Source organism: Mediterranea sp. An20 (assembly GCF_002160055.1).
Lineage (GTDB): Bacteria > Bacteroidota > Bacteroidia > Bacteroidales > Bacteroidaceae > Bacteroides > Bacteroides avicola.
The window spans coordinates 23,750-38,018 of sequence record NZ_NFJV01000012.1 but is presented as its reverse complement, the minus strand read 5'-3'; the positions used below and the strand labels follow the sequence as shown (position 1 = coordinate 38,018).

The 14,269-nt window shown below is 48.5% G+C and carries 10 protein-coding genes; 1 reads left to right on the top strand and 9 read right to left on the bottom strand.

Annotated elements, in window-relative coordinates; genetic code table 11:
* Positions 1-327: 327 nt before the first annotated feature.
* Positions 328-858 carry an RNA methyltransferase gene (locus B5F34_RS08545; protein WP_087337372.1) on the bottom strand — a complete coding sequence of 177 codons (531 nt, stop codon included), beginning with the start codon at positions 856-858 and terminating at the stop codon, positions 328-330.
* A 784-nt stretch (positions 859-1,642) separates the two neighbouring features.
* Here B5F34_RS08545 and nadA point away from each other — a divergent pair.
* Positions 1,643-2,581, top strand: a complete 939-nt coding sequence (nadA, locus tag B5F34_RS08540; RefSeq protein WP_087337369.1) for a quinolinate synthase NadA — start codon at positions 1,643-1,645, stop codon at positions 2,579-2,581.
* 295 nt (positions 2,582-2,876) lie between these two features.
* On the opposite strand, the gene B5F34_RS08535 is transcribed toward nadA, so the two are convergent.
* From B5F34_RS08535 to B5F34_RS08505, 8 genes are all read right to left on the bottom strand, one after another.
* On the bottom strand, positions 2,877-3,455 hold the full coding sequence (locus tag B5F34_RS08535) for a non-canonical purine NTP diphosphatase (protein WP_087337366.1): 579 nt from the start codon (positions 3,453-3,455) through the stop codon (positions 2,877-2,879).
* 145 nt (positions 3,456-3,600) lie between these two features.
* Positions 3,601-4,509: a YitT family protein gene (locus tag B5F34_RS08530; RefSeq protein ID WP_162609306.1), complete on the bottom strand. Its 909-nt coding sequence runs from the start codon at positions 4,507-4,509 to the stop codon at positions 3,601-3,603.
* Positions 4,510-4,513: 4 nt separating this feature from the next.
* Entirely contained in the window at positions 4,514-7,333 is a 2,820-nt protein-coding gene (gene leuS, locus B5F34_RS08525; RefSeq protein ID WP_087337363.1) for a leucine--tRNA ligase, read from the bottom strand.
* Between the two features lie 221 nt (positions 7,334-7,554).
* The gene (locus B5F34_RS17560) at positions 7,555-7,695 is read right to left on the bottom strand and encodes a hypothetical protein (RefSeq protein WP_162609305.1); all 141 of its coding nucleotides are present in this window, start codon (positions 7,693-7,695) and stop codon (positions 7,555-7,557) included.
* A complete protein-coding gene (locus B5F34_RS08520) occupies positions 7,692-9,896 on the bottom strand; it encodes a peptidase domain-containing ABC transporter (RefSeq protein WP_087337360.1) in 2,205 nt (734 codons plus the stop codon). Before B5F34_RS08520 ends, B5F34_RS17560 begins: the two co-directional genes overlap by 4 nt.
* A gap of 64 nt (positions 9,897-9,960) precedes the next feature.
* Complete coding sequence (locus B5F34_RS08515; RefSeq protein ID WP_087337357.1) at positions 9,961-11,274, bottom strand: radical SAM protein; 1,314 nt, start codon at positions 11,272-11,274, stop codon at positions 9,961-9,963.
* A gap of 140 nt (positions 11,275-11,414) precedes the next feature.
* Positions 11,415-11,642: a hypothetical protein gene (locus B5F34_RS08510; protein ID WP_140392986.1), complete on the bottom strand. Its 228-nt coding sequence runs from the start codon at positions 11,640-11,642 to the stop codon at positions 11,415-11,417.
* 62 nt (positions 11,643-11,704) lie between these two features.
* Positions 11,705-14,002 (bottom strand): TonB-dependent receptor, encoded by a 2,298-nt coding sequence (locus B5F34_RS08505; RefSeq protein ID WP_162609304.1) that lies wholly within the window; start codon positions 14,000-14,002, stop codon positions 11,705-11,707.
* Between the last annotated feature and the right edge of the window lie 267 nt (positions 14,003-14,269).

Here is a 14,269-nt window from a genome sequence, read left to right as displayed (position 1 = left end):
TCACAACTATTATCAATAAGCTATTATTGTTAATATCTGACTGATAAACTTCATACATTATCTGTTAATCTCTTATTATATAAGCATTTATATAGTTAATAAAATATGAACAGACTGTTTATAAGTGCTTTCTGAAAGAAGTTATTCACTCTTGTGGATAATAGTTTATCAACCGTTTGATAATAACTTTACCTGTCTATGAAACTTATATAAAAACCTCGCCTTCCTGCCTCAGCGGACAAACAGGAAAACGAGGTTAATAAAGTGTTGGTAATAGTGATTAATAATAAGATTTACAACAAACTAACAGTATGTTAATAACTCTATTCAACGATGCAGTTTACCAAATAAATCCCAAATGACAATACCCGCCGTGACAGATACGTTCAACGAATGCTTCGTGCCGAACTGGGGAATCTCAATGCAGCCGTCACTGTGATCCACTACTTCCTGCTGCACACCTTTTACTTCGTTCCCCAACACCACAGCATACTTCTTGCCTGCTTCCAACTGCAAGTCTTGCAACAAAGTACTACCTTCTACCTGTTCTACCGAATAAACGGTATATCCTTCGGAACGGAGGTTATCAACAGCTTCGACCGTGTTATTAACATACTTCCAATCTACGGTGAATTCCGCTCCCAAGGCTGTCTTGTGCATTTCAGGATGTGGGGGAGTGGCAGTGATACCACACAGATAAATACACTCTACACGGAAAGCATCTGACGTGCGAAACACCGAACCTATGTTATGCAGTGAACGAACGTTATCCAATACGACTACCAGAGGCAGTTTTTCAACCGTTTTAAATTCTTCTGCGCTAAGACGGTGAAGCTCAGTAATATTAAGTTTTCGCATACGGTTAATAAATAGTTAATAAGTTGTTTATAACGTCAAGCCTGCCGGATAGGCAGCCAAGGATATGCAGTCTGTCAACTCTGGAAGATGCACGGCATTTCTGATACAGTAGTATTCTGCACACAAAGATTCCTCAAACAGAAAATGCTATCACACAAGCTGTGCAGATAGCGATGCGTTTATAAATACAACCATAGGTAATAAACCTGTTAATAACACAGTTAAATCGCTCATAATAAGCCATCTGCTTTTCAACATGCTTTCTCCATCAGTTGCATTACACCGGCAGTTATCATAGTTAGCAGACTTCTGCTCCACAAACAGGCTACAAAGATACCCCTTTCTGTTCACATCACGGTTAATAACTGTGGAAAACGTGTCAATAGCCGTGGGAAAGAATCTGAAAGTTTTTCCTTGCATTCTTCATAACTACCGCTATACAAAGTCCCGAATGAACATTCCAAATAAGTTAACCCTGAATTTCACCCAAGTATTCAACCTATTTTTCACCCCAATAAACACTGTTTATATCCCGAAAGTTATTAACTTTGCACGTTACTGACAGGTAGTTAATTTAATAGGGATAGCACATGCTATCTATTTATTCAACAAGGTATTAAGGAAAAAGAAAAGTGTTAATAAACTTCGGATAACCTGAAGCCTTGATACAATAACTTCTTGTGCAAGAAAAAGGCCAAATAGTTTTCTACACAATTAACCGCCTATCATCATCAACATGTATTTTTTCAATTTTAAATAAGAAAAGATATAAATATAATAGGTTATGGATAATCTCAGGGAAGAAATCGAGAAACTGAAAAAAGAGAAAAACGCCGTAGTGCTGGGTCATTACTACCAGCGGGGCGATATTCAGGACGTAGCCGACTTTGTGGGCGATAGTCTGGCTTTGGCACAATGGGCTGCCAAAACCGAAGCTGATATTATTGTAATGTGTGGAGTCCATTTCATGGGTGAAACTGCCAAAGTGCTTTGTCCGGACAAAAAAGTATTGGTGCCCGACCTGGCCGCCGGCTGCTCTTTGGCTGACAGTTGTCCGGCCGATGAGTTCGAACGGTTTGTCAAGGCACATCCGGGATACACAGTTATATCTTATGTCAACACCACGGCAGCCGTCAAGGCACTGACCGATGTAGTGGTGACATCTACCAATGCACGCCAAATCGTGGAAAGCTTCCCTCAGGACGAGAAAATCATCTTCGGACCAGACCGTAACTTAGGAAGTTATATCAATGCTGTGACGGGGCGGAATATGCTGTTATGGAATGGAGCTTGCCACGTGCACGAACAATTCTCGGTGGAAAAGATAGTTGAAATAAAGCGTGAGCATCCCGATGCTCTTATCCTTGCGCATCCCGAATGTAAAAGTGCCGTGTTGAAGTTGGCAGATGTGGTAGGGTCTACGGCAGCTTTGCTGAAATATGCCGTGAAACATCCGGAGCAGTCTTATATCGTAGCCACTGAGTCGGGCATTCTGCATGAGATGCGCAAACAGTGTCCGAATACTGTCTTTATTCCTGCACCGCCTGCCGATAGCACCTGTGCCTGCAATGAATGCAGCTATATGCGGCTTAATACATTGGAAAAACTGCGCGATTGCCTGCGCGACGAAACGCCGGAAATTACTGTTGACCCTGCTGTTGCTGTACGGGCCGTGAAGCCTATCGAACGGATGCTGGAGATTTCAGCACGTCTGGGATTATAATGAGTTGAGAATCCGTTTTCAGCCGTCTTTACTGAAAGGAGGTATTCGTGCCCGATGGCGATGAATGGACGGAAAGGCGGGAGATGGTTATAAAAAAGAGGGTGTGTCAAAATTCAAAATCACTATCATTAGCTTCGCTCAAAACCTCTTTTGACTATTTCATGAAGGTATAGTCTGTCCTGTTGAGCGGAGCGAAGCGGAGTCGAAACATCTCACATGACGCATAGTGAGACCCCTCGACTAAGCTCGGGGTGACAGAATGATAGGGAATATCTATTTTGACACACCCTCTTTGTCAGAGTGTATGCAAGAATTTGCAGAGCTTCTGTACTCCGATGGCCCGGTGGCTGATTTTGTTTTTCAGTTCATTTCCCATTTCGGCGAATGACAGTGTATATCCATCGGGAATAAAGATAGGGTCGTAGCCAAATCCGGCGGTTCCACGCCGCACGGTGGCTATGTGTCCGTTGGCAATGCCTTCAAACAAATGTTCCTTGCCGTTCAGTATAAGGGCAAATACGGTGCGGAAACGGGCACGGCGGTTGTCTGTCCCCTCCAGCTCGTGCATCAGCTTGCGCATATTGGCTTCTGAGTTGTGTGCGTCACCGGCATAGCGTGCCGAATAGACGCCGGGTGCTCCTCCCAAAGCCTCTACTTCCAGTCCGGTATCGTCGGCAAAACAGTCACACTGATACTTTTCGTAAATGAATTTTGCTTTCTGCAAGGCATTCTCTTCGAGTGTATCGGCTGTTTCGGGAATGTCGGCGTGGCAGCCGATGTCCTTCAGGCTGAGGATTTCTATTTTCGTGCCTATGATGGCTTTTACTTCCTCCAGCTTGTGTGGGTTGTTGGTGGCAAATACAAACCTTTTCATATCCTGAATCTTTTTTAGTTATTAGCTACGGGGCTTTTTCAGCTGCAAGTGATGAGTTTTGTTTAGCTGTGGCTGTGTGCATATAATAGGGTAATGTTTAATAGTCACCCATGACTTGTAGCTGAAAAATGCCCGTAGCCTTGAATTACTTCTTTTTCGCCTTCAACCGGTCAAACCCTTCGCCGTAGACGCCAATCACAGAACTTTGTGAGACGAACGCGTTGGGGTCGATTTCCTTCACCAGTTGGAATATTTCATTGGATTGCCGCTTGTAGGCAAGCACCACGAGCACTTTCACGTGGTTCTGGCTATACCAGCCGGTACCGTCCAGCACAGTTACGCCGCGGTGTGTCTCGCGGGTGATGCGGTCGGCAATCTCTTCGTATTTGTTGCTGAAGATAAGGAATTGCACGGACTGGCGGGCACTGTTGACGATATAGTCGATGACATAGCCCATGACAAACAGCGTGACAAAACCGAAGATAACGCGTCTCCAGTCGTGAAATACAAAATAGCAGGAACTGATGATCAGGCAGTCTACTAACATGACCATACGTCCCAGAGCTACGTCTTTGTACTTGTGTACTACGGCTGCAATGATGTCCGTGCCTCCTGTGCTACCTCCGCAGTTGAAGGCAATACCCAATCCTGCGCCGCACATCACCGAGCCGATCAGGCAGGCCATGGTGTCTTGCCCTTCGCCCAGCAGTTGCGGAAAGGTGCCGTCGGGGTTCTTTACCAGCCATTGCGTGAATTCCAGCATCAGCGTCAGCATAATAATGGCATAGGTGGTCTTGATGCTGAACTTAGGCCCCAGCACCTTAATGGCCAATGTCATCAGCACTGCGTTGATGATGAAATACGTGTACTGAATAGGAAACCCCGTCGCGTAGTAAATGATGGCGCCGATACCGGTGGTACCGCCTGTAGTTATCTGATAGGGAATCATGAACACTGCCCACGCCAGTGCGTAGCTGAAAAGTCCCAGGGAGATGAGCAGATAGTCACGGCTTTCCCTCAGAATCACTGCTTTTGTTGGTTGATTTAAGTGCATACGCTTATTTCACTACGATGTTGATTATCTTCTTCGGCACCACGATGACCTTTACCACCTGTTTGCCTTCCATCCATTTGGCAGAGCGTTCATCTGCCAATACGGCGGCCTGTATGCTGTCGGCCTGTGCATCGGCGGGGAAAGACTGGTTGAAACGGGCCTTTCCATTGAAAGATACCGTGTAGTTTATGGTATTTTCTACCAGGTATTCTTCGTTCCATGTCGGCCATTGTGCGTCGCACACCGAGCCTTGTCCTTCCAGTTGTTCCCACAGTTCCTCGCAGATATGGGGAGCAAAAGGAGCCAGGGTAACGATGAGGGGCATCAATATCTCACGTTTGCCGCACTTCAAGGCTGCCAGTTCGTTGATGCATATCATAAAGGCACTGACGGACGTGTTGTATGAGAAGGCTTCGATGTCGCCCGTCACCTTCTTGATGAGCTTGTGCAATGATTTCAGTTCTTCCGGTGTGGCTTTTTCGTCCGTTACCAGGAATTTGCCCGAACGGTCGTAGAACAGCGACCAGAATTTCTTCAGGAAGCGGTGTACGCCGTCGATGCCGTTTGTGTCCCAAGGCTTGGACTGTTCTACCGGACCAAGGAACATTTCGTACATACGCAACGTGTCGGCACCGTATTTCTCGACAATCATATCCGGATTCACCACGTTGTACATCGACTTCGACATCTTTTCCACAGCCCATCCACAGATATATTTGCCATCTTCCAGAACGAATTCGGCCGTTTGGTATTCCGGGCGCCATGCCTTGAAGGCTTCGATGTCCAGTATGTCATTTTGCACGATGTTTACATCTACGTGGAGTGGGGTAGTGTCATATTGGTCTTTCAGTCCCAGCGACACGAAAGTATTGGTGTCTTTGATGCGGTAAACAAAGTTGCTTCGTCCTTGAATCATGCCTTGGTTCACTAATTTCTGGAACGGTTCTTCCACTACGGACACACCCAGGTCGTGCAGGAATTTGTTCCAGAAGCGCGAATAAATCAGATGGCCCGTAGCATGTTCCGTACCGCCCACGTAGAGGTCTACGTTGCGCCAATAAGCATCTACTTTCGAATCTACCAGAGCCTGGTGGTTATGTGGATCCATGTAGCGCAGGTAGTAAGCGCTGGAGCCTGCAAAACCCGGCATGGTGTTCAACTCCAGCGGAAAGACAGTTTGGTTGTCAATCTTTTCGTTCTCCGTCACACAATTGTTGACAGTATCCCATGCCCAGCGGGTAGCATGACCCAGAGGAGGTTCGCCCGTTTCAGTGGGTTGGAATTTGCTCACTTCGGGCAATTCCAGCGGGAGGCAGCTTTCGGGAATCATATAAGGCATTCCGTCTTTGTAGTACACAGGGAACGGTTCGCCCCAGTAGCGTTGGCGGCTGAAGATAGCATCGCGCAGACGGTAATTCACCTTCACGCGGCCCAAATGATTCTCTTCCACGTATTTCTTGGTAGCAGCGATGGCTTCTTTTACGGTCAGTCCGTTGAGCGAGAACTTGTCGCTGGCTGAGTTGCATACAATTCCTTCCTTTGCATCGTAGCTTTCTTCGCTCACATCGGCACCTTCTATCAGCGGGATGATGGGCAGGTTGAAATGCTTGGCAAACGCATAGTCGCGGCTGTCATGGGCAGGCACAGCCATGATGGCGCCGGTGCCATATCCTGCCAGCACGTAGTCGGAAATCCAGATAGGTATTTCTGTGCCAGTGAAGGGATTGATGGCATACGAACCGGAGAATACACCGCTCACGCTGCGGTCGCTGATGCGTTCACGCTCCGTGCGTTTCTTCGTGCGGTCCAGATAAGCATCTACTTCAGCTTTCTGGCCGGGTGTTGTCAACTGTTCCACCAGTTCGCTTTCCGGTGCCAGTACCATGAAGGTAACGCCGAAGATGGTGTCGGCACGGGTGGTGAAGATGGTGAATTCCAAGTCTTGTCCGGCCACCTTGAACTGCATTTCCGTACCTTCTGAGCGGCCAATCCAGTTGCGTTGGGTTTCTTTCAGGGAATCTGTCCACTGAATATTATCCAGTCCGTCCAACAGACGCTGTGCGTAGGCTGATACACGCAGGCACCATTGGCGCATCTTCTTCTGCACCACGGGATAGCCGCCGCGTTCCGACACGCCGTCCACCACTTCGTCATTGGCCAGTACTGTGCCCAGCTGCGGACACCAGTTTACCATTGTCTCGCCCAGGTAGGCGATGCGGTAGTTCATCAGCGTTTCCTGTTGTTCCTTTTCGCTCTTGGCGTTCCATTCGTCGGCCGTGAAGCAAAGTTCGTCGGAGCAAGCCGCATTCAAGCCTTTTGTGCCCGTTTCCGCGAATTTTTGTATCAGTTCTTCGATGGGGCGTGCCTGTTGCTTGTCGTTATCGTAATAGCTGTTGAACATTTTCTGGAAAGCCCATTGCGTCCAGTGGTAATATTCCGGGTCGCAAGTGCGTATTTCGCGGCTCCAGTCGAAGGAGAATCCAATCTTGTCCAGCTGTTCGCGATAGCGGTTGATGTTGTTAACGGTAGTAATTGCAGGGTGTTGTCCGGTTTGGATGGCATATTGTTCGGCGGGAAGTCCGTAAGCATCGTATCCCATGGGGTTGAGCACGTTGAATCCGCAGAGTCGTTTGTAGCGTGCATAGATGTCCGATGCGATGTATCCGAGCGGATGTCCCACGTGTAGTCCTGCGCCGCTGGGGTAGGGGAACATGTTGAGCACGTAATATTTCTGCTTACTTTCGTCTTCCTTTACGCGGTACGTTTGGTTTTCTACCCACCGCTTTTGCCATTTCTTTTCAATTTCCCTGAAATTATATTCCATAGTGGTGTCTTTGTATGTAATGTAAATACTTAGTTAGTTGCTATAAACGCTGCAAATTTACATGTTTATTTTCAGATTCAACGCGATAGAAAAAGGAAAAACACTGGAGAAGGTATAGAAGAGCCCGTTTAAATTTTCTTCTTTTCTTATTCTGGGCATAATAAGAAACTCACACCATGCCTTAAGTGGGTTATTTCGCTGCCATGATAAGTAAAGCAATTTCATGTCCATGCCAGCCAAGCTGCCGCAAGCAATAGTAAGAGTATCAGCAACAGTGTGTTTCCCCACCTTACCAGGAAGGTGGGTCGTTGTTGCAGGATGTTTTGCATTTTTTTGCTGTGTTCGTTCGTTTGTTCATTCATATCCCCAGTTCCAATTGATTTTTTACCAATGCGTAGTACGCACCTTTTCGGGCTACCAGTTCTTCGTGCGTACCTATTTCTTCTATTCGTCCTTGTGTCAGTACCACAATGCGGTCGGCATCTTTCACGGTACTTAGTCGGTGGGCTACAATGACCGTGGTCTTGCCTCGGTAGAATTTTTTCAGGTTGTCTACTATTTGTCGTTCGTTGCAAGCATCCAAGGCATTGGTGGCTTCATCGAAAAACAAGAAAGCAGGATTTTTGTAAACAGCTCTGGCTATCAGGATGCGTTGTTTTTGTCCTTGGCTGAGACCTTGCCCGTTAGCTCCGATTATTGTGTCGTACTTTAGTGGCAACCGTTGCACCATTTCCGTAAGGTTGGCTTTTTGTGCAGCCTGTTCCATGCGTGCATAGTCTGTTTCCTCGTTGCTCAAAGCGATGTTGTGTGCAATGGATTCGGAGAAGATATATCCGTCTTGCATCACTACACCGCACAATTGGCGCCAATAAGCCAGGTTTATGTCTTTCAGGTTATTTTTTCCTATTTTTATCTGTCCAGATTGAGGTTGGTAGAATCCCAACAGTAATTTCAACAGTGTGGTTTTTCCACTGCCGCTGGCTCCCACGATAGCTGTCACTTTACCGTTGGGTATGGTCAGGCAGATGTCTTTCAGTACATTGTTTGTGGTGCCGGGATAAGCAAATGTTACGTGTTCCAGCACCATGTCTTCCCGGTCTGTTTGCGCAGGGGTGGCATGCCGGTCCTGGTCTTCATCGTTCTTTTTATGTACTTCGTTGATACGTTCGATGCTGAGTTGTACGTCTTGCCAGGCATAGATGAATCTCATCAGCTGTTCGATGGGCACATTCAGTTGTCCGATAATGTATTGTATGGATAACATCATACCCAAGGTAAGGCTACCGTCTATTACGGCGGTGGCCGTCACAATGGTGATAAGGATGTTTTTCACTTCGTTGATAACCAAGCTGCCGGCTTCCTGTGTCTGTTGCAGCTTGATGGATGCCATTTGCGTGCGGAACACATCGGCCTGTGTGTCTTCCCATTCCCATCGTTTGCGTTGTTCACAGTTTTGCAGTTTGATGTCTTGCATTCCGTCGATGATTTGCAAGGTTTTGTTTTGTCGACGGGCGTAGAGGTCAAAGAATTCATAGTCTATGGCCTTGCGCTTCCGCAGGAAAGCACATATCCATGCGGTATAGAGCCCGCATCCGGCGGCGAAGAGGGCAAATACCCGGCTGTCGTAATACAGCAGTACTCCTCCAAACACCAGAAAGCTGAACATGGAGAATAAAGTGTTCAGTGTCTGTGTGCCCAGAAATTGTTCTACCCGCTGATGGTCGTTGATGCGTTGCAGCAAATCTTCCTTCAATTTGGTATCGAAGAATGGCATAGGTAGCTTCATCAGCTTCTGGAAGAAGTCGGACAGCAATGTCAGGTTGATGCGTATGCTGATGTGCAGCAGCAACCAGCGGCGTATGAAATCGACCGAGGTACGTCCTACCACCAGCATCAACTGTCCCAGCAGGATGAGGTAGATGAGGTGTAGGTTTTTCCCGGCAATGCCTTTATCCACGATAGCCTGTGTCAGGAAGGGAAATACCAACTGCAATACACAGCCGATGCACAGCCCGATGAGCAGTTGGACAAACAGGCCCTTGTAGTTTTTCAGATACCCCCAAAGAAAAGTAAGCGAATATCCCATGCCTGCCTCGCCTTGTCCGGCATAGAATTCGTCGGTAGGTTGCAGGGCCATCAGGATACCTTTGGCTTGTGCGTCTTTGTCGTTCGAAGTCCACGATTGGCAAAAAGTATCTTCGTCTACCGTGCGCAGATACCGTCCGGGGTCGGCAAGGTAGAATGTTTTGGTTCCGTGCCGGTTTTGTTTTACGGCATACAGGACCACGAAATGTTCCTGGTTCCAGTGAAGTATGCAGGGGAAGGGATGCTGTTCTACCAGTTTTTCTATGGTCATCCGTCCGCATACGGTGCGGAACCCTATCCGCCGGGCAGCCTCGTTCAGGCTTTGCAGGGATATTCCGTTATGTCCAGGCACGCATAATCTCCGCATGGCTTCGGCCGAGTAGGTCTTGCCATAATAGCGTGCTATCATGCGCAGGCAGGTTGCGCCGCACTCCATGGCATCCGGCTGTTTGAGGTAGGGGAAACTTCGTTTGAACATAAGGAGAACTGTGATGGCAGGAAACGGGACAGGACGGGGAGAAACAAAGGAAACGGGAATCTTGTCAGGATGGGGTGCGGAGTTCGGTTTCTATGCAGGCTTCGTTGAATTGGTAGCAGATGTAATCGGGCATGCTCAGTTCCATGTGCCGTTTCTGGCAGAAGCGTTCCAGGTCCGACGGACTTTCCAGTTGTTTTTGGCAACACGGGCCCCAGCATAGCGGCATCAGTTTGCAGGAACGGCACAAGTCGTTGTCATACGTGACGATGTTCATCCGGCGTTCCAGCTTGCCGGCATCCCAATGCAGGAAGCCGTCGGCGGTGAGCGTGCCTTCGCAGTGTTGGGGAGTGAAGTCGCGTCCGGAGCATTTGTATGCCGTTCCGTCATACGAGAAGATGGCTTGGTTGACGGCTGATGCCTTGCACGAAAAACTGCGCCTTCCCAAGTTCATGTATGACACTTTGAATCCGTTCAGCATCCACAGGTCGATAGCGGCTTTCAGGGCTTGGTTGTCATGTTTGGCCGAATGTCCGGTCTGCCACACCCGTTCCAGGTGTACGCCCACTTTGTGACGGTCAACGTCGATGAGGTCTTGTATCAGGTCTGCCATGTGGGGCAGTGTTTCGTCATCATAGTTGAGCCGCAGGTTGATGTAGGTGTTCTTCAGGTTGCGCGTCAGGCTGTAAACGGTCTCTATCATTCGGTCGTAGGTACCTTCGCGCGTGCCGGGTATGAATTTCACCCGGTCGTGCCGGTCTTTGTAGCCGTCGATGGAGATTTGGAACGAGGCGTTCAGCCGGTCAAACAAGGGCAGGGTGTCCGGTGTGATGCAGACGGCATTGGTGACGAAGAAGAACGATGCTTTGCGTTGCCGTTCTTCGGCATCCTGTTTGATTTGTGCCAGCAGCGGATATAGTTCTTCGCGGAAATAGAGCAAGGGTTCTCCGCCGAACATTTCCACGTTGAGATGTGCCAGTTGCGGATGTTCATCCCACAGACGGCGCACGTAGGCCAGGATGGCTTGGGTGCTTTCCGGGGTCAGGTGACTGCCTTTCACGTGTTTTTCAAAGCAATACCAGCAACGCAGGTTGCAGTCCAGCGAGGGGAGCAGGGTCAGGTAATAGACGTTGGGGTTGTGTATGGCTGTGTCGTATTCGGCGCAGAGTTCTCCGTATTCATCGGCATCGTCGTCCACTATAAAGCGTTGTTCTACCAGTTGTTCGTATACGCGGGGGGCTGCTTGGGCCAATTGTGGCAGATGGTTGCACAGCAAGTCGTGGTTACGGTCGGTCAGCAGGCAGAAAATGTCGTTTTTGGTGTTGTAGCAGATGAAATGTTCTTTGTGGGGGACGTATAGGTTATAATAGCTTGCTTTCATGAGGTAATAGAATGTAAGTATGACAAACGTTGATTTGTTTAGTGCGCAGAATATTTTCTGAAGACGGAGTCGAAAAACCGTCTGTATCTACATAGGGCGATTTTTCGACTCCGCAAGGGCGGAATAGGCCGTTAGTTGTGTCATTCGTCCTTGTGGCAGCCACATCCGCAACCACTGCCGCCATCGCAGCCGCAGCCGCAGCCTTTGCCGCCCGAACAGTCGCAGCCGCAATCCTTGCCGGCTTCACATTCGCAGCCGCTGTCGCTGCTGCCTTGTGAGGCGGCGCCGCCTGTCACGAACATCAGTTCGTCATTCATGATTTCCATGCCATCCATAGGTAGGTTTCCAGTTGTTTTTACTTGTTTCATACTTCATCGTTTTTTAGAGTGAAACATTTTTTTTTCTTTCATTGTCAGACTTCAGGCGCGCGTTACATTCCCTGTATCTCGGTATCTGTTGAATTGAACCGTTTCTGTTGGCGCTGCTTGCGTTCCGCCTTGTTCCTGAATGTATAGGTCACACCCACTAAGAACCGCAGGTTGCGGTCTTTCATGAGTCTGGTGCCGTACGATTGGTAGTTCTCTTGCTGCACCCACGTTTTGTAACTCAACTTGGGGTATATGAATCCCTCGCCAACCACGCTCACCTGCCAGCCTTTCGGCAGGTTCCAGGAGAGGCTGGCATTGCTCCAGGCAGCGCCTTTTGATTTGCTGTTGCGGTCATAAGTGGCTGTTTGCCCTCCCACGTTCACGTTCAGTGAAAACTGTTTATAGAAGAAGTTGGCTGAGAAGTTAGTCACCCACGCTCCGTTGTTCGGGGTGAACACCATCTCTTTGTCATATCGTTTTTGGAAGTAGGAAGAACCATACAGATTTCCGAAAGGCAGGTTGTAGTTGATGCTTATGCCCGCGTTTAATACATGAAAACTTCCTGTATTTACATACGTGTTGGTATAAATATTGTCTTCCACCGAACCCACGGCAGTTACTAAATTCCAATAGAACGTTTCTTGTACAAAAGGTTCCACAAACAGTTTTTTATAGTTCAGCCGGTAGGCCAGCCTTATCCTATCCCAGCGGCCGGGAGTCAGGTTGGGATTTCCCACCTGGATATACAGGCTGTCCGTCGACATATTGTGCGGGTTCAGCGTTGCGAGGCTGGGTTCTGACCGTTGGTGATTGTAGTTGAGCGCCAACGAGTGCGTCTGGTTGAACGTATAGGCCAGCGAAGCGGCGGGCACCCATTCGACATAATGGCGTTTTATTCCGTTTAGCCGGAAAACTCGCATGTCCATGCCCACCGAGAAATTGTATTTGAACTTGTCTGCCGAGCTGTTGTTGTTGAATCCTACGTACAGATACTCCTGCCAGCGGTCGTAGTCGAAGATGGGCAGATTGTCGGCGAGGTTGTCGAGGTTGGTGGCTGCAAACGAAGTGTTGGAGCCTGCCGTGAGCACATAGCGGTTGTTGAACACTTTGGTGTAGTCCACGTCCAGTTGTGCGGAGTGGCGTCTGTTGTCCGTCTTCATATAACCGTAGTTGCTGAAGAAGTCGTTCACTTCGTTGCTTTCGTTCTGCGAGCCGGAGCTGCTGAAGGCATAATTGCCGGTCAACTCCAAGGTATGTCGGGGAGCGATGGTGTATTTATAATACAGGTAAGCGTTGGCAGAGTGGAAAGTGCTTTCATCCTGCTGCCATCCGGTCATGTCCGACGAACTGCCGTCCGACAGATATCCCACCCGACCCCACTTTTTGTAGTCTGAGTTCATGGGGTTGGCGATATAAGTTAGGCTGAAAGAGCCGTAATGGCGGTCAGAGAAAATCCGGTCGCCGCCCAAACCCACGTAATAACTGTGTGAATTGTAGGATCGGTTGTTGTATCTTTCCTGCCAAAGGTCGCCGGAGACGGAGTGTTGTGAATTCTCTGTCTGGTCATTCTTGAAGTAGAATTGCTGGGTAGTGAGGTAGAGGGACGAAGTGGCATTTCCTATTTCCGCGCCGACATTGTAAACGCCGAAGTTGGTATTGAGGGACTGCCTTCCCCAACCATTTACGTTCACGTAAGGGCGCACTTTGGCGCGGTTGATGTGAATGTTGAGGATTTGCGTCACATTTTCCGCGCCCATGTAACGCGCCGATGGCGACTCCACCACTTCCACCGATTCTATCATTGCGGGGTCCAGCACCTGCAGGTAGTTGGGGCGCTTCACGCCGTCTATCAGGATAAGTACACTTGTCCCGTTCATTTTGATGGTGTTCATCACAGGGTCTACCTGCAGTTTGGGTATTTCCCTCAGGGCTTCGTAGGCGGTTCTGGATTGTTTGGCCCGTTCGGAGAGGTAATAGGTCATGGAGCCGGCTGCAGTCTTTACCACGTCCCGCCGGTCGCCGGTCACGGTCACTTCCTTCAGCAAGGTGGGGTCTTCCTGGAGGGTGAAGGCAGAAAGCCGTACTTTCTGCTGCAGGCTGAAGGTCTGTTCGGCAGCTTTGTAGCCCAGCATGGTCACCCGGCATAAGTAGCTGCCTGCAGCCAGTCCCTTCAGGGTGAAACGTCCCTCTTCATCCGTCAGGCAACCTGCTACTATGGAGTCGGCTTGCAGAAACCATACCGAACAGCCCGCCATCGGTTGTTTGCCGGCGTCATATACGCTGCCCTTCACTTCCGTTTGTGCATGGAGGGCTTGTGTGGCGATGAGAAAGGTCAGGAAGATGAAAAAAAATCGTTTCATATATATATATATATGAGTTTTAAGAAGATTTTTTGTTTTCATGTTCTTAGCATTTTAATGATTAGACAATCAAGTTTTACGGGTCAATTTATTTGTCTTTTACCCTTCGTACATTGGCGATTGAGGTATCGCAAGACTTTTTATAATAGCAAAAGTAGGTATATTTTTTATAAAAACAAATATCTGCTTTGTTTTTTTGGAAATAATTTTTCGCGGTTTTTTCCATGCAAGCAGGTTTGGCGTTGCACTGCAATTTACTGCCCTTTC